Below are 24310 nucleotides of genomic sequence, written 5' to 3'. Positions count from 1 at the left end.
CAACCGGCTGACATAGCGCTCCAGATAGGGCACGGGCAGCGGCTTGGAGGCCAGATACCCCTGGTAGAAGTGACAGCCCTGGGCTTGCAGAAACTCCAGTTGCTGGCGGGACTCGACTCCCTCGGCCGTCACGTTGAAACCCATGTGGCGCGCCATGGCGATCACCGCCTCGACGATGGCCATGTTGTCACCATCCTTGGGGATGTCCTGAATGAAGGAGCGGTCGATCTTGAGCTCGTCCGCTGGCAGCCGCTTGAGGTAGCTCAGGGAGGAGTAGCCGGCGCCGAAATCATCGATGGCAAAGCTGATGCCAAGCTCCTTGAGCTCGGTCATCTTGCTGATGGTGTCTTCCGCATGGCCGAGCACCACAGATTCGGTGATCTCCAGGTTCAGGCAAGCGGGATCCATGCCGGTGGCGGCCAGCACGTCGTGAATGCAGTCGACGAAGTCGTGGGCATGGAACTGCTTGGCACTGACATTGACCGACAGCTGAGGCACGTGAATACCGTTTTCCTCCCAGGAGACGTACTGGGTACAGGCCTCGTGCAGCACCCAGTTGCCGATATCGACGATGAGATCCGTCTCCTCGGCGATGGGGATGAACTCGGCGGGAGAGACCAGGGCCCGGCCCGGCGGTTGCCAGCGGATCAGGGCCTCCACCCCGATGATCTCTCCTCCTTCCACCATGTGCTGGGGCTGGTAGTGGAGCGTCAGCTCCTGGTTGTTGAGGGCACTGCGCAGCTCGTTGTGAATGAGCAGCCGCCTGTCCGCCTGCAACTGCATGGAGGCATCGAAGAAGCGCCGGGTCTTGCGGCCCGCCGACTTGGCCTGATACATGGCGGTGTCCGCCTGTTTGAGCAAGTCCCCCGCCTCCTGCTCCCGGCCGGGGAACAGGGTGATGCCGACGCTGGCGCCTATGTGCAGCACCTGGCCGCCATGGCTATAGGGGGCGGCAATCTCGCCGATGAGCCGCTCGGCGATAAGGTCGGCCTGCATCTCCGCCTGGGGCGGGCTGGTCGAGAGCGAGGGCAGCAGCAACACGAACTCGTCACCGCCGAGGCGCGCCAGACAATCCCCCTGACGCACCAGCCGCTTGAGGCGGCTGGCCACCTCTTTGAGCAGCCAGTCGCCGGTGGCGTGGCCGAGGGAGTCGTTGATGGTCTTGAAGTGATCGAGGTCGATAAACAGCAGGGCACCCACCAGGCTCTCGCGGCTTGCCTCGATAAAGGCTTGAGCCAGGGTCTCGTGCAACTGGCGGCGGTTGGGCAAGCCGGTCAGCTCGTCGTAATAGGCGAGATCCTGGATGCGGCGCTCCGCCGCCTTACGCTCCGAGATGTCCTCGAAGAAGATGACGTAATGGCTGATCCCGCCCTTGTCGTCCTGCACCGGCGTGACAATTTCCCACTGGGGATAGGCGCGGTGATCGGCATGCTCGCGCAGTGTCTCACCCTGCCAGCGATCCAGGGTATTGAGCTCATAACCCAGACCGGACCAGAGATCCGTGCCAAGGTAGAGCCCAATCACGTCCTGATTGTCGAACCCGGTGATCTGGCTGAAGGCATGGTTGACCCGCAGGATCTTGAAGTCGGGATCCGTGATGATGATGCCTTCGTGGGTTTCGAACGCCACAGCCGACAGGCGCAGCTGGGCATCGCTTTGCAGCCGCTCCAGCTCGGCCACCATGCGCACCGAGAAGATGGTGAGCACTGAGTCCAGGTTCGCGGTCTGGGTCTGGCTTGGGAACAGCAGGGCCAAATGGCCCAGGATCTGGCCATTGCGATCGAGCAGGGGCTGGGCGTAATAGTGCTGGCCCGGTTGCAGGCAGTCACAGCCGCTCAGGGGTTCACTGATGGGAGCCGCACTGGCGGCGCCCGGTCGATAGAGGCGCTCGCAGGGCATGTCGGCCAGGGCATACTCCTTGAGGTCGATGCCATGGCTTGCCAGCACCCTGAGTCGATCCCGGCCGAGGCGCTCCGTCAGCCAAACAGAGTTGGCACCCAGAATGTGGGCAAGTTCGTTGACCAGGGTGTTGCAAAAATCGAGACCCGTCTTGGCAGAGAGGGCCTGGGCCAGCTGGGCCAGCAAGGGGTCTTGCAACAAGGAGGTTGGCTGGGGGATCCCGCTCGGCGGCGCCTGATTGCTCGCCTGGGTCATGTCCAGTGGCGCCAGCCAGCCGCAGATGAGCTGCTGGGCCGGCACATACTGGCCGCACCAGAGCACATGATGGACGGCTCCGGCCTCATCGCAGAGGTGACCGATAAACTGGCCTGGTTGGCCCGAATCGTAGAGTCTGGAGAGAAAATCGGCGAAGCCGGATTCATCTTCCTGTACCAGCTGGCTGGCCCAGGGATGTGTCCCCTCCCCCTGCCAGGGTTGGCAAGAGACATGATCGGACAGGCTCCATTGTTCATGCTGCCGATCATAAAACCACATCAGTTGAGTGGCTTGCTGTTTCATTTACGACTCCAACACTACAACCACATTATCCACCCCGAAAACTATAGGGAGGAATATCCGCTTACACGCATATCGCTGCTTTCACATGGCAGAAAATCCGCGATGCGATGAACAAAGAGTGGCAAAGAAAATACGAGACTAAGCGGCGAACACCAGACATCAGGTCGACACAAGGCGCTGCCAAGAGGGGACAGAGACGATCCTAGTTGCTTCATACTGCCTGCCTGTTTCGCCGAGCTCAAGTGGTTTTTGGCGTGAAACGGGAAAAGCTCACAATTTATAAATCGCTAAATAACCAAGGGCATATTTCGTGACGTAGATCACATTTCCATCCGTCAACATGGGTAATCTGAGGGTGAAGACACAAGCAAGACGACCCGAAGGGGGCCAATATGAAAATCGAAATCACCAGCAAAATCATCGACATCACCCCAGCCATCCGCGAGCGCATTGAATCCCGTTTTGAAAAGCTCGAGCGTCTTCAGGTGCCGCTTATCACGCCCCATGTGATCATCTCCAAAGAGCGTTTGATGTACATAGTCGAGGCCACGGCCGGTATCCCCAACGGCAAGCTGTTTGCACAGGCAGAGCACGAGGATCTGTATGCCGCCGTCACCGAACTCGGTCAGAAGCTGGAACGCCAGCTCAATCGTCACACCGAGAAGCCCCTCGCCCGTCGCACCGCCGCTGGCAAAGAGATCCCCCAGCCGGAGCCTGACGAAGCCGATGCCTGATACAGGCACTCCTCTCTTACAGTGAGCAAAAAGGCGGGATATCCCGCCTTTTTGCTGCCCATCATTCCACGTTCCCTGTTCACGCCAGCCAGCGCAGCCGCGCATCGACCCCCTGGTTCAATTCATTGAGCAGTGGCAGCATCAGGGACACATCCTCTCCCCTTGGCTGAGACGTCAGCCCCTTGGCCCCCTGCTGGCCCTGCCAGCGCTCGCGTCCCAGTGCCGACAGGTTGTCGTAGATAGCAGGATCCAGTGCCGCACTCCGGCTCACCAGAGGCGGCGAGCAGAGCGCCAGCCAGAGCCTGACATCCAGCATGCTGCCCCCTTGCTGCAGACGCTCGTTGACGGCGCTGGTGTCGGATTCGCCCACGCTGCCCTGCAAGGCCGCCTCGGCTGGCAAGCCAAAATGCGTGCGCCACGACGTTTTCTCGGCCACCGCCAGCGGCTGGTCGCCAAACCAGGGCTGCTCCTCGATGGCGTCGGTCAACAGGGCCAGATGCAGCCTGAAGTCGGCCCTGTCCCCTTGCCGGAGATCCTGGTTGAGACGCTGGCCCAACTGGGCTTCATCGACGAGCAATCGGTCACGGATCGCGCTGGGTAGCATGAGATAAATCTTGGAAATGGGAGTTTCATTGCTTATCGGCCGTCAACCGGATCCTTTAAGCATTAAAAATCCCCGGCGAGGGGTTCACAACAGCGACAGATCTGTTAGTATGCGGCTCGCACTTGGGGAGGGGTTCCCGAGCGGCCAAAGGGATCAGACTGTAAATCTGACGGCTCTGCCTTCGAAGGTTCGAATCCTTCTCCCTCCACCATTCAAGTGCAACAATCGAGATGTAGTACCCCGTGGAGGGGTTCCCGAGCGGCCAAAGGGATCAGACTGTAAATCTGACGGCTCTGCCTTCGAAGGTTCGAATCCTTCTCCCTCCACCACTCTTCAGACAACCCGTCCCAGCGCCGGGTTTTCGCTTTTCTGCGCCTGCCATTTCTTCCCCCGACAGACAGATAGCCCCGAATCCCGGCCCCAAAACCATAGCAAACGGGAGGCCAAGGCCTCCCGTTATTACAGATATCACTGACGAGCCAGCCTGGCTCCCCTCACAGGGTAAAGCGATAGAAGATGTCCACCGCCTGGGCCACCCCGCTCATGGCCTGCAGGTAGAGCCTCGGCATCACCTCGTAGCGCAACTTGAACTCGGCGATGGGGCTGAACACCCCGACCCCGTACTGGAACTGCAAGCCGGGCAGCAGATAGGCCGACAGGGTCACCTGGGTATCGTCACCGCTGCCTGCGGTATCGAGGGCCACGTCGCTCATGCCAAGGGACTCCCCTATGCTGGAGACCACGCCGCTCGCCTGGCTGACGGCGCCCGCCACCAGCAGGCCGTTGAAGCCGCCATCCTCGCCACTGGTCTGCAGCCCCTTGCCACGCAGCAGGTAGGAGAGCTGCTCGGACTGGGCCATCTGCGGCTCTGAGTAGACGGTGATCTTCGGCTTGGCCGCTGGCCCCGTCACCCGCACCCCAACGGTCACGCTGTCCTCTATGGTATCGGGATCCCGGTAGGTCTCGATATTGAGGTAGGGCTGATCGATGGGGCCGGAGAAGATGATGCGTCCCTCCTTGATGATCAGGTTCTGGCCATAGGCCTTGAAGCGACCGTCTTTCAGCTCCAGCTGGCCGTTGCCGGACAAGGGCTTGGACGGGTCCTGGCGGATGTTGAGCGCCCCGGTCATCTTGGTCTTGAGCCCCATGGCCTCGAGCCGTACATCGTCCCCGAGCCGGATGGCGAGCTTGATCTCCATGGGCAGCGGCTCGGCCTTGGGCACGGGCGGCAGATCGTCGTAGATCACAGTCACATCATCCGAGACCGCTACCGCACTCTCGGGCAGGGTCTTGACCAGGATCCGCGACCAGGGAATGTCGACCTGACCGCTGACCTTGGTCTCCTCCCCGAGGGAGATGGCGATGTCCGGCGTCACCCGTACCCGGCCCATGCCCGGATACTGGGCTTCCAGATCCTTGCCCTTGATGGTGAGGCTGCCGGTGACCGGCTGCTTGGCCCAACTGAGCCAGCCCCCCAGGGTCAGCGGTCCCTTGCCCACCATCATGGAGCCGTCGAGCTCGGCCCGATTGCCCTGGATCTTGAGGCGGGTCACCAGCTTGGAGAGGGTCACCATGTCTGAGTGGGTCTGCACCTCGCCATCTTTCAGATCCAGCTCCCCATACAACAAGGGTGCCTTCAGAGTGCCGTCGAAGCGGGCATCCGCCGAGATGACCCCCTGCAAGGAGCGCACCTCGGGGATGAGCGGCGCGAAGGTGGTGAGCTTCAAGCTATCGAACTTGAGCTGACCGGACAGCTGGCCACGGCCCGCCGGCTCCTTGATCAGCAGATCTGTGTCGATATTGCCTATCTGCTTGGAGGCAAAATCGAGGCGAATGGCCGCCTGCTGGCGCTCGAAGTCGATCCCGAGTTCGAGGCGCTGATAATCGGTCTTGAGTTCATCGGCCACCAGGGTGCCCGGGGTGGTGCGCACAGTGGCGTGCAGGGTCGGCTGGGAGCCGCGCCAGCTGGCACGACCGTCGGCCGACAGCACGGCCTGCCAGCGGAAGTTATCCGGCAACCAGGGCCGCAACCGCTTGAGATCAAACGCGTTCAAGGCAAATTCCAGGTTGCCCTGGGCCGCCGAGATCTGGCTGCCCTTGACGCAGAGCGTCGAGCCCTGGGAACCCAGGCAGAGATCCCCCATGGTCAGCTGTTGTTTTGACAACGCCACATCCAACGCCCAGGGGGCGGTCAGGGTCCAGCGTTTGATGGGGGTCTTCAACTTGAGTTCGGACAAGGCGCCGCGCCAGTGATCCCCGCGCAGGCTGCCATTGATGCTGAGATCCGCCGCGACCGGGTCTCCCTTCATGGTCAAGGTCAGCCCATGACGGTTGAGATCACCGCTGAGGTTCAGGGCCAGCTGGGAGAGGGTGTTGGCGCCCTGCACCAGGCTCGCCACCGTCAGCGACAGCTCGCCGGCGGGCTTGTCAGAGGCCAGTACATTGCCCTTGATGGCGATGCCCTTGAGCACGGTCCCCGCATAGGAGAGGCGGCTCGAGGCCAGATCCGCATTGACCCTGGGGGTCTGCTGGTTGCCGGTGACGCGCACCTGACCCTTGATGTCCCCTTTGAGGCCGGGGTAGATGCCGCCCAGTTGGGGCGCATCCAGATCCGCATCCAGCTTCCAGGCTTGCGCCGTGAGGGAGCCCTTGGCCTGCAGCTGGTTGGGGCCGCTTTGCAGCGCCAGCGCCGGGATCTTCCATTCCATCTTGTCGTTGCCGCTGAGCTCCCCCTTGAGTGCCAGCGGATACTGGTTCAGTTTGCCATCGACCTTGAGCTCAGGCAGGGCCAGCTGCCAGTGGCCCGCCTCTGTCATCTCGAAGCGGCTGACTATCTTGCCCGCCAGCTTGCCCTTGATCTCGGGTACCAGCTCGGCCGGGTTGATCTCCTTGAATTCTGTGGTGCCCTGCCACTGGACCCCCTTGCTCCAGGCCAGCTTGCCGTCGAGCTTGAGCTCACCGGTCAGGGCATTGAGCAGCAGCTCGATGCGGCCGAGCTGGGTCAGATCCCCCTTGCCTTCGAGCGCCAGCTTGAAGGGAGGCACATCCGTCCCCTTGCCCCCCGTGTTCAAGGCAAACTGATAACCGGAGAGCTTGCCCTTGGCGCTCAGGCTGCCCTTATCCAGCTGATAGCTGGGTTCATCCTTGGCGGGCTTGTGCAGCGGCCAGCCGAGCCGCTTCCAGTCTAGCGCCAGATCGAACGGCAAGTCAGGATCCAGCGCCCCTAGCGTGCCCTTGAGATTGGCGGCCACCGGCCCCTTGGCCTGCAGCGCCAGCGCCAGCTTACCGACCGAGCCATCCAGGGTCAGCTTTGCCTGCTCGGTATCGAGCTCCCACGGCTTGAGCCCCTTGCGGGCCTTGGCTTCCAGGGTCAGGGCGAGGGGGTAGTCATCGACCAGACGCACATGGCCACTCAGGGCCAGATCCGCCATGTCATGGCGCAGGGAGAGCTCGCGCACATCGATGCGCTCCTCCTTGGCCGTGGCGCTTAGCAGCAGGCTGTCGAGCCCCTCGATGAGCTCCCCTTGCTGGTAGCGCAGCTTGGTGGCATTGAGCCCTTCCAGCTGGATGGGGAACGGCAGGCGAATGGCGGGCAGGCTGATGGGCTCTGGCTTGCTTGCGGCCTTGCCCTTGCCGCTCTTGTCAGCCTTGGCACCCTCGGACGACTTGGCCGCCAGGGAGGCATCGCTAGCTTGCTTGTCCTGTTTGTCTTGCTTGTCAGTGGCCGCCTTGCTCTGCGCCGCCTTGGCGGGCTGCTTGGTCTTGTCGGCGGGCTTTTTGCCGGCAGGCTCCTCTGGGGTATCTGCCAGCACTATATTGAGCCCATCGAGCACAGGCCCGCGCACTATGAGCCCCTGACGATTGAGGGTCGCCCCTATGTCGAGGGCTTTGAGGGTGACTGCCACCCCGGGCACGGCGAGGTCCAGATCGGCGACCTTGAGGCTGTCGAACTGGATGCGAAGGGGCAAGGGGTGCCAGACGAAGGGCTCCGTCGGCTCCTCGGGTACCGGCTCGGACGCCGCTACCTTGACCACGGGATGGGTGACATCGAGGGACTTGATCCAGAGCTTGCCCTGCAACAACTTGCCGAGATCCCAGTCCAGCACGGCGCGATCGACGGTGACATCCACCAGCTCATCCTGCCAACCCACCCCTTCCAGGGTCCAGCCGTAGCCGAGTTGGCCCGCTACCAGCTCCCCCTTGAGGGACGGCAGCGCCGACTTGGCCTGTTGCCACAGCCACTTGTTGCCCTGATGGGTGAAGCCCAGCAGGCTGACGCCGATGAGCAGCAGGAAGATGAGGCCCATCAGCCAGAGGAAAATGCGTTTTACCCAGATCACGATGCCACCCCTTGCGAAGAGGACAAACTCAGCGGCCAGAGGAAAATATGTTTTACCCAGATCACGATGCAGACCCCAGCGAGAAATGCAGCCGCAGCGGCCGAACCAGCATAATTGAATCGAAAGTGGCTATTTTTTCAGCACGAGACATAGATGAAATCTTAGTAAATAGCGTGTTTAACTGCCTCATAGCTCAGGCCCCAGCGCGAAGTGCAGTCGCAGCGGCCTGTCTTCTTCCGAGATCCCCATCGCCAGATCGAGTCGGACCTGACCTATGGGGGTCACCCAGCGCACCCCGAAGCCCGTGCCTATCTTCCAGGCCTCGCTGTAGTCGACGGTGGCCGTGCCTGTATCCACGAACAGGGCGCCGAGCCACTTCTCGCTGAAGCGATAGTTGTATTCCAGGCTGCCGACGCTGGTGTAGCGACCGCCGGTCAGCTTGCCGTCCGCATCCCGCGGGGAGATGGTCTCGTAGCCGTAGCCGCGCACCGTCTGATCGCCGCCGGTGAAGAAACGCAGGGAGGGCGGCACCAGGGAGAAGTCATCCCCGACGATGGCTCCTTGCTCGACCCGCATCAGGAAGCGGTGATCCTCCCCCAGGGTACGCAGCCACTTGCTACGCCCCCACACCCGCATGAAGTTGATGTCAGAGCCCCAGTACGGACTGGAGAACTCCAGCGTCAGCTGCTGGCGATCCCCCCAGTCCGGCACCATGCCGCCGCGCACCCGCAGCCGCGACCAGGAGACACCCGGGATCAGCAACAGACTGTTCCCCTCGTCGCTGCCCTGCACGTAGCGCTCGTTCTCGAGGCGCACAAAGACGTCCCTGTCCCAGCTCTCCGGCCGCCGTTTCCAGCGGTGCACCCCTATGGTGGTCAGATCGGAGCGGGTATCGTTGTTGTTGGTGTACTGATAACCGGCCTGCAATGAGTAGTAGTCCCGCAGCGGGTTGCCCACCGGGATCTGGTAATCGAAGCTGAGCTCGGCCTCCGGCGCCGAGATCTTGGCGGTGCTTGAGAGGCTGTGGCCGTAGCGGTTGACCCAGGGCTTCTCCCAGGTGGCGCTCATGCGCGGCCCCACGTCGGTGGCGTAACCGACACCGGCCTCTATTTCATGATCCACCCGGTTGGTGAGGGTCACCTGCACCGGCACCAGGTTGTTCTCCGCCTGGCTTATCATGGGTTTGATATCCACCACCTTGAACAGCTTGGTGGAGGAGACATCCTGGGACATCTCGGCGAGGCGGATGGCGAGGTAAGGATCGCCGCTCTTGATGTTGATGAGCGGGCGAATGAGGCGCAGCGCCTCCGGGGTGGCATCGTAGTGGATGTCGCCGAAGTGGTAGCGGGGGCCGGAGCGGAACAGGATATAGATCTCCGCCTTGCCCTGATCCGGGAACACCTTGACCTGACTCTTGCTGATCTTGGCGTCGAAATAGCCGCGGGCAAGCCCCAGGCTGCCGAGATCCGCCTTGATGGACTCGTACTTGCCATGGTTGAGGGGATCCCCCTCCTTGAGGGGCAGCTGATCGAGGAGGGCGCTGTAGATCTCGTCGTTGCTCGCGTCCCCTTCCAGCAGGATGTCGAGGCGCGAGACGATCACCGGCTTGCCCCTGTCTATCTCGATCACCACCTTGGCGGGGGCATTCTTGTCACGGTTGAGGGTAATCTTCGGCTGGTAATAGCCATAGACCTGCAGGGCTTTTTGCACGCTCTCTGTGATCTTGGCGCGGGCAGGGCGGTACTGGCGCTCCTGATAGACGGGCAGGGCATTGAGGTAGGCCTCGACGTTGTCCTTCTGCTCTCCCTTGACCCCTTTTATCTGATAGGTCAGCTTGGCCGCCATGGCAGGCATCGCCAGCAGCAAGAGGCAGAGCGCGAGCAATGTGCCGAGCCCGTGGCGAAGGTAGCGCCCGGGCGATCTGGTCCCTGCTGCCAGGAGAGGATAGCATCCTGTCAAACGTCAATTTCCCCGAATAACATGATTAAAAGACTGTATTAAATAGAATGATAGTGAGGCTTACTGCCGAGCAAGCGCCGCTCATCCTAGCATAACCCCGGACGCGACCGCAGCGGGATCCCCCCGCTCAGTCACCCCTATTCTGGCACCGCGCTCCCCGCTCGTTGCACACCGCGCGGGAAAATCCCCCGCCGGCGGGAGAAAAGTGCGCACTCTCTCGGCAATGGGGTACAAAAAAGCAGCGCAGCCGCGTATGAGCATCTTCCCAAGCGGGCCGCCGCCCCGTCTTTCTGCCACTGACAGCACGCGACAGACCGTGTCGGGTGGCACTTCCCATTGGGGTCAAGGGCCCGAAGAGCGCCTTGACATCCCTGCGCTTGCGGCGCGCACACCACACTCTGCTATTGAACAGGAAAATAAACTTAAATCAATAACTTGAATTGGTTAGCTGAAAGCTTCGTTTAATCCAATCGATTTATCCCGCTGCCACTTGGCGCTGCCCTGCCCCACACTGGTAACATCAATCGAAGGAGACCATGCCCATGCCCATGCGTAGCGAACAGCTGGCTGATTACATCGCCGACAGGCTCGAGTTCATCACCTTTCTGGCCTGCTGCAGTGCCATGCTGGCCCTGCTGACCGGCATGAGCGGCCAGCAGGCACTGGCCTTCACCGCCCTCAACCTGCCCTTCGGCCTGGCCCTACTGCTGGGATTGGCCATGCTGGCCCCCCTGCCCGCTCACTGGCGTCTGCCCGGCATCAGCTTGCTGCTGGTCGGCGGCGCCCTGCTCACCCTGCAATTGGGGGGCGACTGGCTCAATCCTTTGGCCATCTGGAGCCTCTATGCCCTGCTGGGGCTGGAGATCCTGTGGCAATCGCGCGCCAGGGTGCGGCTGACCGCAGACATGCAAGCCTGATACAAGGCGAGCGCCCTCGAACATGGCTGACGGACAAGGCCAATTAGGGTAATCTTGCGCCCCTTTTGTCATCCGCCGAGGAAAGCCCCATGAAGAAAGCCTGTGCCCAGCACATCCTGGTCAAGACCGAGAAGCAGTGTCTCGAGATCAAGGAAAAACTCGCCAAGGGCGCCGATTTTGGCCAGATGGCCAAGCGCTTCTCCACTTGCGCCTCCGCCAAGCGCAGCGGCGATCTGGGGGAGTTCTCCAAGGGGGACATGGTCAAGGCGTTCGACGATGCCGTGTTCAAGGGGGAGCTGCTGACCGTGCTCGGCCCCGTGCGCACCAAGTTCGGCTTCCACCTCATCAAGGTGCTTTACCGCAACTAAGGTGCACCAGCACCTTAGACGGCTCAGGGACGGCTCACCTCAGGCAGGGGCCAGCCACCACAACGCCGGGCATAGACCCCGAAACGCCAGGGGTGACGGCTGGCCCAGTCTTCCATCTCGGGGGCTGGCGTGAATTGGCTCTGTGGCCAGAAGGAGACCCGACTCTCCCGGCCATGGAGTGCTCGCCAGCGCGCCAGGCTCGCCTCGGCCAGACGCCACTGGTAATCACTCTGGGGCAGAAGCGCCGGAGCGAACCCCTTGCCCCGATTGCAATACTGCCCCTCCCCATCATCTCCATCCACCAGTTGCCAGAAACGGCCGAGCAGATCGCCATAACCAAGGCGCCGGTTGTCAAAATGCACCCGCACCGCCTGACGGCGCGCTTCGCTCCCATCCGGCGGGCTCGCATATCCCGTCTCCACCCGGCTGACCCCCACCATGGCCTCAAAGGCTGCCTCGGCTCGCCACATGTCCCCCGCCGCCAGCACGGCGCTGTCGGCCCACAAGGGACGGACGGCGAAAAGCAGCAGGAGATAGATAAATTTACTAACGTTATCAGTCAATTAAGTTTATCCTTCTGAGCATTGCCCATCATAACCAGTGGATCCCTCCTATGCCCAGCTATTTGTGGTGGCCCCTGCTGGCCTGGTTGCTGCCCCTCACTGGCGCCCTCGGCAGCCGCATCCATCTCTGGCCCTGGTGGGTCGGTTTCACCCTCTGTCTGGCCAGCGCCCTGATAGGGCTTGGCCTCTTGCTGCGCCTGCCCTGGCGCCGTCGTCGCACCACCAACCTGTGGCCGGATCTGTGGGGCATAGTGCCCATGCTGCTGCCCCTGCTGTTCCTGGTGCAGGCGCTGCGCGCGCCGCTCATCAACGACGTCAGCACGGATCCCTACCACCCCCCTCGCCTGCAGTGGGCCGAACAGCTCAGAACGGCGCAGGATCTGCCCATCAATGCCGCCCCCTTGCAAGCATTTGCCAACAACCCCGGTCCTCTCTATACCCATGCCTCGCCAGACGAGGTGCTCGCCGAGGCCGAGGAGCTGATGACTGAGCTGGGCTGGCGCGTCATGGAGACGCCAGGCGGCCTCAATGCCGTGGTCACCAGCCCCTGGTTCGGCTTCGAGGATGACGTGGCGCTGCGGGTCTTCGCCGGTCCCAAGGAGACCCGGGTCGATATGCGATCCGCTTCCCGTCAGGGACGCAGCGATCTGGGGGCCAACCGGGCGCGTATTCAGGACTTCCTGATCCGCCTGAGCGAGCGCCTCGGGCAGGCCTACAAACCCAATCTGAAATACTGAGGTCAAGATGCGCATCGAGGTGAAGCCCGACCGGGAATATGCCTGGTTTATCCGCCCCTTCTTCTGGCTGCAGCAGCGCAACTACGGCCAGGTGCTGATCCCCGGCAAGTGCTGGGGCCGCTCGCCGCGCCTGTTTGCCGCCGTGGCCACCCTGTACGGGGTCATCAACCGCAAGCGCTCTCCCATCGATCCCGTGCTGCGCTCCCTGGTCACTGTGCGGGTCTCCCAGCTCAACTGGTGCCGCTTTTGCGTCGACATCAACGCCATGACGCTCATCAAGCGGGCGGGCTCCAGCGCCAAGGTAGAAGCGCTGGCGAACTGGCGCACCAGCCCCCTGTTCGATGAGCGGGAGCGGGCCGTGCTCGACTACGCCGAGGCCATGACCGGGCTGGACGGGGTGAGCGACGAGCAGGCGCTGCGCCTCAAGCCCTGGTTCGATGACGACAGTCTGGTGGAGCTGACCGGCCTCATCGCCTTCCAGAACATGTCCGCCAAGTTCAATGCCGCCCTCGACATAGCGCCTCAGGGCTTCTGCCAACTGCCGGTGCAGCCCGAGCGGAGTGCGGCGCCGGATACCACAGGCGCCGTCGACCCGACAACCGAGCAGGTCACCCCTCCCCGGCAGGATAAACCGCTGCCATGAGTCGTCCTCGCCTTATATTGCTGCTACTTATCCTTGGGTTGATCGCTACCTTCTTTGCCCTGGATCTCGGCCGCTACCTGAGCCTCGCCGAGTTGCAGGCCCGTCAGCTGCAGATCTTGACCTGGGTGCAGGCACACTTCCTCGAAGCCGCCCTCTTATACCTGCTCATCTATGTCGTGAGCACGGCCCTCTCCCTGCCCGGTGCCAGCCTGTTGACCCTGGCGGGCAGCGCCGTGTTCGGTATCGGCTGGGGGCTCTTGCTGGTCTCCTTTGCCAGCACCCTCGGCGCGACGCTCGCCATGCTCAGCGCCCGCTTCCTGCTGCGAGACTGGGTCAGGACCCGCTTTGGCGACAGGCTGGCCCAATTCGAGCAGGGGATGGCAAAGGATGGCGCCTTCTACCTGCTGAGCCTGCGCCTCATTCCCCTCTTCCCCTTCTTTCTGGTCAACCTGCTGATGGGGCTCACCCCCATCAGAGTCAGCACCTACTTCTGGGTGAGCCAGCTCGGCATGCTGCCCGGCACCTTCGTCTACGTGCTGGCGGGCTCGGAGCTCGCCACCCTCACCAGCACGGGCAACATCCTCTCCCCCGGTCTCATCCTGGCGTTGACCCTGCTGGGGCTTATGCCCTGGCTGATGAAACATCTGATGGCGCGCCTCGCCCTGCGCCGCCTGCACGCCCCCTACCGCAAACCCGAACGCTTCGACTACAACCTGCTGGTCATAGGCGCAGGGGCCGGTGGCCTGGTGACCAGCTATATCGCGGCGGCGGTCAAGGCCAGGGTCGGGCTCATCGAGCAGCACAGGATGGGCGGGGATTGCCTCCATACCGGCTGCGTCCCCTCCAAGGCGCTGATCCGAAGCGCTCGCTTCGCCTTTGAGCAGCGCCGCGCCGCCGAACTGGGCTTCACGCCTGCCCACTCCAGAGCCGATTTTGCCGCCGTGATGGCACGGGTGGCCGAGGTGATCAAGGCCGTCGAGCCCCACGACTCGGTAGAACGCTACCAGGGGCTGGGGGTGGAGTGCATCCAAGGCACCGGCCGCCTCGTCTCCCCCTGGGAGGTCGAGGTGGGTGGCCAGCGCCTGTCCGCCCGCCATATCGTCATCGCCACCGGCGCCCGGCCCAGGGTGCCGAACCTGCCGGGCCTGACGGAGGTTCCCTACCTCACCTCGGACAACCTCTGGCAGCTGCGCGAGGCGCCGCGCCACCTGCTGGTGCTGGGCGGCGGCCCCATCGGCTGCGAGCTGGCCCAGAGCCTGGCCCTGCTCGGCATCCAGGTCACCCTGGTGGAGCTGGCGGATCAGCTGCTGCCAAGGGAAGAGCGCGACGTCGCTGATCTGTTGCAGGCCCGGATGGTGGCAGACGGTGTGCAGGTACTCACCGGCTGGCGCGCCGAGCGGGTAGATTATCTGCCAAAGGCCGAGAGCGAGCCCGAGGACGAACCAAGCCAGTGGCCCATTCGATTGCACCTGCGCCGTGATGACGAGCAGCTGCTGCTGGAGGGGGATCAGCTGCTGCTGGCCCTAGGCCGGGTCGCCAACGTCAGCGGCTTCGGACTGGAAGCGCTGGGAGTGCCCCTCTCGCCGGACGGCACCCTGGCGGTCGATGAGTATCTCGCCACCCCCTATCCCAGCCTGCTGGCGGTGGGGGACGTGGCCGGTCCCTATCAGTTCACCCATGTGGCGGCCCATCAGGGTTGGTACGCGGCGGTCAATACCCTGTTCAGCCCCTTCAAGCGCTTTCGGGCGGACTATCGGGTGATCCCGGCCGCCACCTACACCAGCCCCGAGATAGCCCGGGTGGGATTGAACCGGCGCGAGGCCAGTGCGCGAGGCATTCCTTTCGAAGTGACCCGCTTCGAGATGGCAGAGCTCGACCGATCCATCGCCGACGGCGAGCGGCAGGGGTTTGTGGAGGTGCTGACGGTGCCGGGCAAGGACAGGATCCTGGGGGCAACCATTGTGGGCCCTCACGCCGGCGAGCGGCTCGCCGAGTTCGTGCTGGCCATGCGCCATGGGCTCGGGCTTCGCAAGATCCTGGCCACCATCCATCCCTATCCCACCCTGGTGGAGGGGAACAAATACCTGGCAGGAGAGTGGCAACGGGCCCATCAGCCCACACGCCTGCTGCCCTGGCTGGCTCGTTATCACGCTTGGCGCCGCGGCGCCTGATCCCATTTGCAAGAGGTCATCACATGTTCAAGACCCGGCTTCGCGCCCTGCTCCACCCCTTGCCAGGTTTGCTGTTGCTGGCCAGCACCCTGATGGCTCCCGGGCTGCAGGCAAAGGAGGCGCCACCGGCAGCAGAGCGCTGGCAGCAGACCCTGAGCGAGGCCCGCGGCCAGACCGTCTACTTCAACGCCTGGGGCGGCAGCCCGGAGATCAACGCCTACCTCCAGTGGGCCAGCGCTGAGATCCAGCGCCAATACGGGGTCAAGCTGGTGCAGGTAAAGGTGGATGACATCGCCCAGAGCGTCAGCCAGTTGCTCGCCAACCAGCAGGCAGGCAAGAAGAGCGGCAGCCCCATCGACCTGCTCTGGGTCAATGGCGAGAACTTCAAGGCGCTCAAGGACAAACAGCTGCTGGGGGCGCCCTTCACCGGCGATCTGCCCAACATGGCTCTGGTGGATCAACAGTTGCCGGTCAACCAGGACTTCACCGTGCCGGTCGAGGGACTGGAGGCCCCCTGGGGCATAGGGCAGCTCAATCTGATGGTCAATGAAGAGGAGGTCGGCACGCCCCCGACCTCGGCGGCGGCCCTGCTGGCCTGGGCCCAGACCCACCCCGGCCGCTTTACTTATCCCAAGCCGCCACAATTTCATGGTTCGAGCTTTCTCAAGCAGATCCTGCTGGAGTTGACGCCAGATCCCACGCATCTCTACCAAGAAGCGACAGATGCAGAGTTCGAACGTCTGAGTGCGCCCCTCTGGGCCTGGCTCGATGCACTCCATCCCGCGCTCTGGCGCAAGGGCAAGCTATTCCCGGCAGGCGCCGCCGAGACCAAGCAACTGCTGGATGACGGCGAGCTCGCCATGGCCATCAGCTTCAACCCCTCTGAGGCCCAAAGCTCGGTGCAAAACGGCACCCTGCCGCCGGGCGTCAAGGCCATCGCCATGGCCAAGGGGGCGCTGACCAACAGCCACTTCCTCGCCATTCCCTTCAACGCCAACGCCCGGGCCAGCGCCCTGGTGGTGGCGAACTTCCTGCTGAGCCCCGCCGCTCAGGCCCGCAAGGCCGACGTCGCCGTCTGGGGCGATCCCAGCGTCTTGCGAAGGGATGCCCTGCCCAAGGGCACGGCCCCGGCCCTGCGCTTCAAGGCACTGGCCGAACCCCATCCCAGCTGGCAGCTGCGGCTGGAAGCGGCCTGGGCCGCACGCTACGGCCACTGATGAACAGCTGGGGTTCGGGACGCCTGCTCTTGCTGCTTTCCTGTGGCCTGCTGCTGGCCGCACCGCTCGTCGGTGGCTTGCTACTGCTGCTGATCGAGGGCATGGCCGCCGACAACCTGCGCCTGCTGCTGAGTCAGCCCGGGCTCTGGCACTCCCTGGGGCTGAGCCTCTGGGTAGCGGCTGCCTCGACCCTGGGGGCCCTGCTGCTGACTGCCTTGCTGCTCGCTCACGGCGAGGGCAGCCGCTGGATGGCGCGCTTGCGCCGCCTGCTCTCCCCCTTGCTGGCCCTGCCCCACGTCGCCTTCGCCATCGGCTTTGCCTTCCTGCTCGCCCCCTCAGGCTGGCTGCTGCGCCTGCTCGCCCCTGTACTCGGTTTTGCCGATCTCCCCCCCGACTGGCAGACCCTGAAAGACCCGCTCGGACTCGGGCTCATCGTCGCCCTCATCCTCAAGGAGACGCCGTTTCTGCTGCTGATGGCCCTCGCGGCGCAGGATCCTGCCCGGGTGGCTCGCCAGCAATGGCTCGGCCACACCCTGGGCTTTTGTGGGCCTCAAGTCTGGTGGCGCCTGCTGCTGCCCGCGCTCTGGCCCGCCCTGCGCCTGCCGCTCTATGCGGTGGCGGCCTATGGCCTGGGGGTGGTGGATCTCGCCCAGCTACTGGGGCCCGATGCGCCGCCCACCCTGGCGGTGCGGCTCTGGCTCTGGTATCAGGACCCGGATCTGCACTGGCGCGGCGCCTGTGCCAGCGGCGCCCTGCTGCTGCTGGCCGCCAACCTCTTGCTGCTGGCTGGGCTCAGGTTGCTGGAATGGGTTCATCTGAACATGGGTAAGGCACATAGCCTCAATGGTCGGCGGGCGGCCCCCTCTGCCCTCGCCGGCGCCCTGACGGCGTCAGCCATCTGGGGGCTGCTTATCATCAATCTGCTGGTGCTGGCCAGCCTGCTGCTCTGGTCCCTGACCCGGCGCTGGTCCTTCCCGGCGCTGTTGCCGACCCAGTGGAGTGCCCGTTACTGGCTGGATCTGTTGCCCAGCCTGGGCCCCCTGCTCGGGCAGAGCCTGCTGCTCGCCATCGCGAGCGCCGGCCTGTCACTCCTGCTGGTGGTGCTCAGCCTGGAGGCGCAGCAAGACAGGCGCCCCTGGCCGCTCTGGCTCATCTGTTTGCCGCTGCTGCTGCCCCAGGCCAGCCTGCTGTTCGGGCTGCGGCTGCAAGTGGACTGGCTCGGCGCCGGGTGGCAGGGAGATGGCATCGGCTGGGGCTGGGTGCTCTGGAGCCAGCTGTTGTTCGTGGCGCCCTATGTCTATCTCTGCCTGCACGGCCCCTATCGTCAATTTGACCCTCGTATCGCACAGGCGGCCCTGCTGCTTGGCGCCAGCCCCTGGCGGGCCTGGTGGCGGGTGAAGGCCCCCCTGCTGGCGCGCCCCCTGCTGTTCGCCTTCGGGGTCGGCGCCGCGGTGAGCCTGGCGCAGTACCTGCCGACCCTGCTGTTTGGCGCCGGTCGCGTCGTCACCATCACCACGGAGGCGGTAGCCATCGGCAGCGGCCTCAACCGGCGGCTGGCGGGGCTCTATGGCCTGCTGCAACTGCTGCTGCCACTTTGCGTGTATGCCCTGGTACTCTGGCTGCCGGGCCGTATCAACCCAGCCACGAGACACGAGTCATGTTGAAAACCGGCGCCCTCACCCTGAGCCTGCACGGCAAGCCCCTGCTCCATCTGCCGCCGCTGGCGGTCGCCCCCGGCGAGGTGCTGACCCTGATGGGGCCGAGCGGCTGCGGCAAGAGCTCCTTGCTGGCGGCGCTGGCGGGGGTCTTGCCCGGCTCTTTAACAGGGAGGGGCCCTTTCAGGCTGGATGGCGAGCTCTGGCTCGGTGAGCGGCCACTCACCACTCTGCCGCCCCAGCAGAGGCAGATCGGCATGTTGTTTCAGGAGGATCTGCTGTTCGCTCACCTGACGGTGGCGGAGAACCTGATGTTTGGCATGCCGGCTTATCTCAAGGGGATGGCCGTCCGGCGGGCCGCCGCGCTGGCGGCGCTCGGCGAGGTGGGGCTTGTGGATCAGGCGGACATGCTGCCCGGCCAGCTCTCCGGCGGTCAGAAGGCACGCGTCAGCTTGCTGCGTGCCCTGCTCGCCGAACCCCGGGCCCTGCTGCTGGACGAACCCTTCTCGCGCCTCGACAAGCCGCTGCGAGCCGCGTTTCGCACCCTGGTGTTCGAGCGTATCGCCGCGCGCCGGATCCCGGCCATCCTGGTAACCCACGACGAGGACGATGCGCCGGGCGCCATACTGGCACTGACAACCCCCTGCTCTGATAAAGAGGAACCCGACCTTGACTGATCGCCATGACAGATCCCTTCTCATGCAGGTCACCCATGATGAAGAGGATGCACCGGGCGCCATACTGACACTGACAACCCCCTGCTCTGATAAAGAGAAACTCGGCCTTGACTGATCGCCATGACAGATCCCCTCTCATGCCGGTCACTCACGATGAGGAGGATGCGCCGGGCGCCATTCTTGACCTTATGCCCCCCACTTCCCCCATACATGAGGAGATCTGACCTTGTTCGATAGCCGCATCATTCCCCTTCTTCGTCGCCCCCTGGCACTCATGGCCACTCCCTTGTGCCGAGCCGGGGTCAGCGCCAACCAGATAAGCCTCGTCGGCTTTGCCATCGGCATGCTGGCCCTGCCGCTACTGGCGCTGGGGCTGCACGGCTGGGCCCTGATTGCCATTCTTTGCAATCGGCTGCTGGATGGGCTGGACGGCGCCGTGGCGCGCCAGAACGGCATCACAGACTGCGGCGGCTTCCTCGACATCACGCTGGACTTCATCTTCTACGCCGCCGTGGTGCTAGGCTTTGCCCTCTCTGATCCCGCCAACGCACTGCCCGCCGCCACCCTGCTGTTCGCCTTCATGGGCACGGGCTCGAGTTTCCTGGCCTTCGCCATCATGGCGGGCAAACGGGGGATCGAGAACCCCGTCTATCACCACAAGTCCCTCTACTATCTCGGCGGCCTCACCGAGGGGAGCGAGACCATCACCCTGTTCGTGCTGATGTGCCTCTGGCCCGCGGCCTTCGGGTGGCTTGCCTACGGCTTCGCCCTGCTCTGCTTCATCACCACACTCACCCGGCTCTGGAGCGGTTACCACACCTTGCGGGACTAGATTCATTTGAGAGGCGGCGATACGACTCGGCACTTGCGAATGGACGCCAATGTTTTACCATGACGTCACTCTAGTTCCAGTCCCCGAGAATCCCTATGCGTCGCCTTGTCTGCCTGCTCACCCTCTCCGCCCTGCCGCTCATTCAGAGCTGCAGCAGCACACCGGCACCCAAGCCCGTGGTCAAGCCACAGCCCAACAGCGCCTTCATCAACCAGACGCCGCCAAGCAAGCCGGTCTACAGCCAGGGAGTCAGCAAGGGGGATTTCGCCAATCGCCCCAACGTGGACAGGTTCGTGCAGCGCATGGTCGAGAAGCACGGTTTTGACAACGCCGAGCTGCACCAGGTGCTGGCCCAGGCCCAGCGCTACGACTGGATCATCCGCCTGATGGATGCCCAGGCCCCGACCACCACGCCGCCGACCGGCCCGACCGGGGCCTGGAACCGCTATCGCGCCAAGTTCATCACCCCGGACAATGTGCAAAACGGCGTCAACTTCTGGCGCGAATACGAGAGCGAGCTCAACCGGGCGCAACAGATCTACGGCGTACCGCCGGAGATCATCGTCGGCATCATAGGGGTGGAGACCCGCTGGGGTCGGGTAATGGGCAAGACCCGCATCCTGGATGCCCTGGCGACCCTGGCGTTTGACTATCCGCGCCGGGCCGAGTTCTTCACCGGCGAGCTGGAAGCCTTCCTGGTGATGACCCGGGACGAAGGCATGGATCCTGCACAGCCGCAGGGCTCCTACGCCGGCGCCATGGGCTATGGCCAGTTCATGCCATCGAGTTTTCGCAGCTATGCGGTGGACTTCAACGGCAACGGTCACACCAACCTCTGGGATCCGGTGGATGCCATCGGCAGCGTAGCGAACTACTTCAAAGCCCACGGCTGGGAGAAGGGACAACCGGTGGCGGTGCGCGGCCAGGGCCAATTGCCCGGCTATGAACACGGCTTCCAGACCCGCTACCCGGTCGCCACCCTGCGCGGCGCCGGCCTCGCCCCCATCGCCTCCCTTGGCAACCACAAGGAGGCGAGCCTGCTGCGTCTGGACGTGGGGACCGGCTATCAATACTGGTACGGCCTGCCGAACTTCTACGCCATCACCCGCTACAACCACAGCACCCACTACGCCATGGCGGTGTGGCAGCTGGGTCTTGCGGTGAAAGATGCCAAAGGCAGTTATTAATTCTGCTAAAACGTAAAAACGGGCCATCAGGCCCGTTTTGCTATTCGTTCTCCAGCAGCCAGCGTTTGAGCAAGTCTGCCAGTTGCGTCTGCTCGGCCTGGGTCAAGGGGGACAGCAGGCGCTGCTCGTTCGCCACGTGCCGCTCCACCGCCAAATCGATAAGCTCCCGTCCCTCTGCCGTCAAACAGACCAAGAGGCTTCGCCTGTCGCTCGGGGCGGCCTGGCGCTCGATGAGGCCCCGCTCCGCCAGCTTGTCGAGGCGCGCCGTCATGGCCCCCGAGGTGAGCATGGCGGACTGATAGAGGGCGGTGGGGGTCAGCGGCTCACCGGCGCGGCGCAGGGTCGCCAGTATGTCGAAATCCGAGCCCAGCAGGCCGCACTCTTTCAACTCGTCGTTGATCTCGCGCCCGGCGATGGCTGCCATCCGCGCCACTCGCCCAAACACCCCCATGGGGCTGCAATCGAGATCCGGCCGCTGCCGGGCCCATTGCTCCAGCAGCAGATCCACGTGATCTGTCTCCATCATGGCTCCATTATCTTTTCGTAAAGATACTTGATAATAAACCAACTCGTGGCTAATGTATCTTTACTTAAAGATACTTCTTCGTGAGATAGCCATGCCGCTGCTGATCGCCCTGCTCGCCCCCCTGTTGTGGGGCAGCACCTATGCCCTCGTCAGCCTCTACCTGACCGACTACTCCCCTTACTGGGTGGCGGTGTGGCGAGCGCTCCCCGCCGGCGTCTTGCTGCTGTTGCTGCATCCGCGCTGGCCGCCGCTCACCTGGAGCCGCCAATTCCTGCTGGCATTTTGCAACATCACCGCCTTCTTCGCCCTGCTGTTCGTGGCAGCCTTCCGCCTGCCGGGCGCCGTGGCGGGCACCCTCGGCGCCACCCTGCCGCTCATCCTGATGGCGCTGGCCTGGCTGCAGGATGGCAAGCGGCCGACCCTCAAGTGGCTGCTGCTGGGGCTGATGGGGCTGGCCGGTGTCTTGCTGCTGCTCAACCCCTCCGCCAACCTGGATCCCGTCGGTGTCGCCTGCGCCCTGCTCGCCACCGTGCTCATCGGCCAATCCAGCCGCTGGATGCAGCGCTGGCCGGTGAGCGATCTGCTGGCCCTCACCGCCTGGCAACTGCTGCTCGGCGGCCTGATGCTGATCCCGCTGGCCTGGTGGCTGGCAGGGCCCATGCCCATGCCTCAGCTGGCGAGTGCCCCCGCCTTTGGCTGGCTAATCCTGCTCAACACGGCGCTGGCTTACTGGGCCTGGCTGTGGGGCCTCAAGCGCCACGGCCCCGAGGTGATGGGCATGCTGGCCCTCACCAACCCCATGGTGGCGGTATCCCTCGGGGTGCTCATGGTGGGAGAGAGCCTGGATGGCCGCCAGTGGCTCGGCATAGGGGTGATCCTGCTTTCCCTATTCCTGATGAAGCTGCCGGCCCGCCCTTTCTTCAAACGCTGGCAGACCCGCAAGGCTGCCACCGATAGAACTGACAACGGTTAGCTGTTGCTAAAGCTGCATAAAAAAGAGGAGCCACCAGGGCTCCTCTTTCGCATGGGTTGAGTCGCAGACGACTTAGACGCCGGCCTTGGCCAGGGCGGCGGAGACGATCAGCTGAGCCTCCTGCTGAATAAGGTCCAGGTGTGCCTCGCCCTTGAAGCTCTCCATGTAGATCTTGTAGATGGACTCGGTGCCGGAAGGACGCGCCGCGAACCAGCCATGCTCGGTCACCACCTTCAAACCACCGATGGCGGCATCATTGCCGGGAGCCTTGGTCAGCTTGGCGAGGATGGGGTCACCTGCCAGGGTGGAGGCTTCCACCAGCGCCGGATCCAGCTTGGAGAGCACGGCTTTTTGTGCGCCATTGGCCGGGGCATCGATGCGGCGATAGCTGGAGCGGCCGAACTTGGCCTCCAGGGCATCGTAGTGGGCCTGGGGATCCTTGCCGGTGACGGCCAGGATCTCGGCGGCCAGAAGGGCCAGAATGAAGCCATCCTTGTCGGTGGTCCAGACGGTGCCGTCCTTGCGCAGGAAGGAGGCGCCCGCGCTCTCCTCACCACCGAAGCCGAACTCGCCACTGTAGAGGCCGTCAACGAACCACTTGAAGCCGACCGGCACCTCTTTCAGGGTGCGACCGCTCTCGCCGGCGACCCGGTCAATCATGGAGGAGGAGACCAGCGTCTTGCCGACAGCGGCCTCTTTTGCCCAGCCGGTTCTGTGGGTGAACAGGTACTGGATGGCCACCGCCAGGTAGTGGTTCGGGTTCATCAGGCCGGCCTTGGTGACGATGCCGTGACGGTCGTAGTCAGGATCGTTGCCAAGGGCGATGTCGAACTTGTCTTTGAGCGCAATCAGGCCGGCCATGGCGAACGGACTGGAGCAGTCCATCCGGATCTTGCCGTCCTTGTCCAGGGTCATAAAGGAGAAGGTCGGATCGACGCGGTAGTTGACCACCTCGATGTCGAGATCGTAACGCTTGGCGATGACATCCCAGTAGGCGACGCCGGAGCCGCCGAGGGGGTCTACCCCGATCTTGATGCCAGCGCGCTTGATAGCCGCCAGATCCAGCACGTTCTCCAGATCGTCCACATAAGGGGTGACGTAGTCGTGCTCGACCACCAGCTCACTCGCCAGCGCCTCGGCAAAGGGCATCCGCTTCACGCCAGCCAGGTTCGCTTCCAGAATCGCGTTGGCGCGGTCTTCCACCCACTTGGTGATCTCACCCTCGGCGGGGCCGCCGTGGGGCGGGTTGTACTTAAAGCCACCGTCTTCCGGCGGGTTGTGGGACGGGGTGATCACCACGCCGTCCGCCAGGGCCGCCGGCTTGCCAGCATTGTGGCGCAGGATGGCGTGGGAGATGACCGGGGTCGGCGTGAAACCAAGGCCGGCCTGGATGCGGGTCTCGACCCCATTGGCCGCCAGCACTTCCACCGCGCTGGCAAAGGCGGATTCAGACAGGGCGTGGGTATCCATGCCGACGAACAGGGGCCCTGTGATGCCGGCCTGCTGGCGATACTCCACCAGGGCCTGGGTCACCGCCAGGATATGGGATTCGTTGAAGGCGCTGTACAGGGCGCTGCCGCGATGGCCGGAGGTGCCGAAGGCCACCCGCTGCTCTGGGCTGCTCATGTCCGGCTTGTTCAGGTAGTAGGCGCTGACCAGGCGGGGAATGTTGGTCAGGTCGCTTAAACGAGCCGGCTTGCCGGCGTGAGGATGCTGTGCCATGGCGTTTTCCTTGCTTGATGGCGGCCTT

At 63.7% G+C, this 24310-nt stretch carries 19 protein-coding genes and 2 tRNA genes; 14 read left to right on the top strand and 7 right to left on the bottom strand.

The features are described from left to right. Positions 1-2457: putative bifunctional diguanylate cyclase/phosphodiesterase (locus tag CUC44_RS13620; protein ID WP_100860468.1), on the bottom strand; the 2457-nt coding region annotated here is incomplete at its 3' end. A gap of 392 nt (positions 2458-2849) precedes the next feature. Here CUC44_RS13620 and hpf point away from each other — a divergent pair. Then, positions 2850-3191 carry a ribosome hibernation-promoting factor, HPF/YfiA family gene (hpf, locus tag CUC44_RS13615; RefSeq protein WP_100860467.1) on the top strand — a complete coding sequence of 114 codons (342 nt, stop codon included), beginning with the start codon at positions 2850-2852 and terminating at the stop codon, positions 3189-3191. A gap of 79 nt (positions 3192-3270) precedes the next feature. On the opposite strand, the gene CUC44_RS13610 is transcribed toward hpf, so the two are convergent. Further along, positions 3271-3795, bottom strand: coding sequence for a VC2046/SO_2500 family protein (locus CUC44_RS13610; RefSeq protein WP_100860466.1), 525 nt, complete (start codon positions 3793-3795; stop codon positions 3271-3273). Positions 3796-3921: 126 nt separating this feature from the next. On the opposite strand from CUC44_RS13610, the gene CUC44_RS13605 reads away from it, so the two are divergent. Both CUC44_RS13605 and CUC44_RS13600 read left to right on the top strand, forming a co-directional pair. Continuing rightward, positions 3922-4006: transfer RNA gene (locus tag CUC44_RS13605), tRNA-Tyr, on the top strand. A 33-nt stretch (positions 4007-4039) separates the two neighbouring features. Beyond that, a tRNA-Tyr gene (locus CUC44_RS13600) sits at positions 4040-4124 on the top strand. A 165-nt stretch (positions 4125-4289) separates the two neighbouring features. On the opposite strand, the gene tamB is transcribed toward CUC44_RS13600, so the two are convergent. Continuing rightward, positions 4290-8135 carry an autotransporter assembly complex protein TamB gene (tamB, locus tag CUC44_RS13595; RefSeq protein WP_100860465.1) on the bottom strand — a complete coding sequence of 1282 codons (3846 nt, stop codon included), beginning with the start codon at positions 8133-8135 and terminating at the stop codon, positions 4290-4292. 186 nt (positions 8136-8321) lie between these two features. Continuing rightward, positions 8322-10094 carry an autotransporter assembly complex protein TamA gene (tamA, locus tag CUC44_RS13590; protein ID WP_100860464.1) on the bottom strand — a complete coding sequence of 591 codons (1773 nt, stop codon included), beginning with the start codon at positions 10092-10094 and terminating at the stop codon, positions 8322-8324. A 542-nt stretch (positions 10095-10636) separates the two neighbouring features. On the opposite strand from tamA, the gene CUC44_RS13585 reads away from it, so the two are divergent. Both CUC44_RS13585 and CUC44_RS13580 read left to right on the top strand, forming a co-directional pair. Beyond that, on the top strand, positions 10637-11011 hold the full coding sequence (locus CUC44_RS13585) for a hypothetical protein (protein ID WP_100860472.1): 375 nt from the start codon (positions 10637-10639) through the stop codon (positions 11009-11011). An 89-nt stretch (positions 11012-11100) separates the two neighbouring features. After that, positions 11101-11379, top strand: coding sequence for a peptidylprolyl isomerase (locus CUC44_RS13580; RefSeq protein WP_042651377.1), 279 nt, complete (start codon positions 11101-11103; stop codon positions 11377-11379). 23 nt (positions 11380-11402) lie between these two features. Here the strand turns inward: CUC44_RS13580 and CUC44_RS13575 are convergent, their stop codons facing one another. After that, positions 11403-11942: a peptide-methionine (S)-S-oxide reductase gene (locus CUC44_RS13575; protein ID WP_100860463.1), complete on the bottom strand. Its 540-nt coding sequence runs from the start codon at positions 11940-11942 to the stop codon at positions 11403-11405. Between the two features lie 50 nt (positions 11943-11992). On the opposite strand from CUC44_RS13575, the gene CUC44_RS13570 reads away from it, so the two are divergent. The 8 genes from CUC44_RS13570 to mltB all read left to right on the top strand — a co-directional run bounded on the left by CUC44_RS13570 (position 11993) and on the right by mltB (position 21061). Further along, on the top strand, positions 11993-12679 hold the full coding sequence (locus CUC44_RS13570) for a DUF1499 domain-containing protein (RefSeq protein WP_100860462.1): 687 nt from the start codon (positions 11993-11995) through the stop codon (positions 12677-12679). Between the two features lie 7 nt (positions 12680-12686). Next, positions 12687-13322: a carboxymuconolactone decarboxylase family protein gene (locus tag CUC44_RS13565; protein ID WP_100860461.1), complete on the top strand. Its 636-nt coding sequence runs from the start codon at positions 12687-12689 to the stop codon at positions 13320-13322. Next, entirely contained in the window at positions 13319-15493 is a 2175-nt protein-coding gene (locus CUC44_RS13560) for an FAD-dependent oxidoreductase (RefSeq protein WP_100860460.1), read from the top strand. Before CUC44_RS13565 ends, CUC44_RS13560 begins: the two co-directional genes overlap by 4 nt. Before the next feature lie 23 nt (positions 15494-15516). Then, positions 15517-16710, top strand: a complete 1194-nt coding sequence (locus CUC44_RS13555) for an ABC transporter substrate-binding protein (protein WP_167388903.1) — start codon at positions 15517-15519, stop codon at positions 16708-16710. Further along, positions 16710-18374, top strand: a complete 1665-nt coding sequence (locus CUC44_RS13550; RefSeq protein WP_100860458.1) for an ABC transporter permease — start codon at positions 16710-16712, stop codon at positions 18372-18374. The genes CUC44_RS13555 and CUC44_RS13550 overlap by 1 nt, the downstream gene beginning before the upstream one ends. Then, positions 18368-19042: an ATP-binding cassette domain-containing protein gene (locus tag CUC44_RS13545; RefSeq protein WP_100860457.1), complete on the top strand. Its 675-nt coding sequence runs from the start codon at positions 18368-18370 to the stop codon at positions 19040-19042. The genes CUC44_RS13550 and CUC44_RS13545 overlap by 7 nt, the downstream gene beginning before the upstream one ends. Positions 19043-19316: 274 nt before the next feature. After that, positions 19317-19874, top strand: a complete 558-nt coding sequence (locus tag CUC44_RS13535; RefSeq protein WP_425266320.1) for a CDP-alcohol phosphatidyltransferase family protein — start codon at positions 19317-19319, stop codon at positions 19872-19874. Between the two features lie 95 nt (positions 19875-19969). Then, entirely contained in the window at positions 19970-21061 is a 1092-nt protein-coding gene (gene mltB, locus CUC44_RS13530) for a lytic murein transglycosylase B (protein ID WP_100860455.1), read from the top strand. Between the two features lie 40 nt (positions 21062-21101). On the opposite strand, the gene CUC44_RS13525 is transcribed toward mltB, so the two are convergent. Continuing rightward, positions 21102-21584 carry a MarR family winged helix-turn-helix transcriptional regulator gene (locus tag CUC44_RS13525; RefSeq protein ID WP_100860454.1) on the bottom strand — a complete coding sequence of 161 codons (483 nt, stop codon included), beginning with the start codon at positions 21582-21584 and terminating at the stop codon, positions 21102-21104. A 94-nt stretch (positions 21585-21678) separates the two neighbouring features. Here CUC44_RS13525 and CUC44_RS13520 point away from each other — a divergent pair, with 94 nt between their 5' ends. Further along, the gene (locus CUC44_RS13520; RefSeq protein WP_100860453.1) at positions 21679-22560 is read left to right on the top strand and encodes a DMT family transporter; all 882 of its coding nucleotides are present in this window, start codon (positions 21679-21681) and stop codon (positions 22558-22560) included. 72 nt (positions 22561-22632) lie between these two features. Here the strand turns inward: CUC44_RS13520 and pgm are convergent, their stop codons facing one another. Further along, positions 22633-24282 carry a phosphoglucomutase (alpha-D-glucose-1,6-bisphosphate-dependent) gene (pgm, locus tag CUC44_RS13515; RefSeq protein ID WP_100860452.1) on the bottom strand — a complete coding sequence of 550 codons (1650 nt, stop codon included), beginning with the start codon at positions 24280-24282 and terminating at the stop codon, positions 22633-22635. Positions 24283-24310: the final 28 nt, after the last annotated feature.

The sequence above is a fragment of the Aeromonas lusitana genome (assembly GCF_002812985.1).
GTDB lineage: Bacteria > Pseudomonadota > Gammaproteobacteria > Enterobacterales > Aeromonadaceae > Aeromonas > Aeromonas lusitana.
This window is presented reverse-complemented; position numbering and strand designations above follow the sequence as displayed.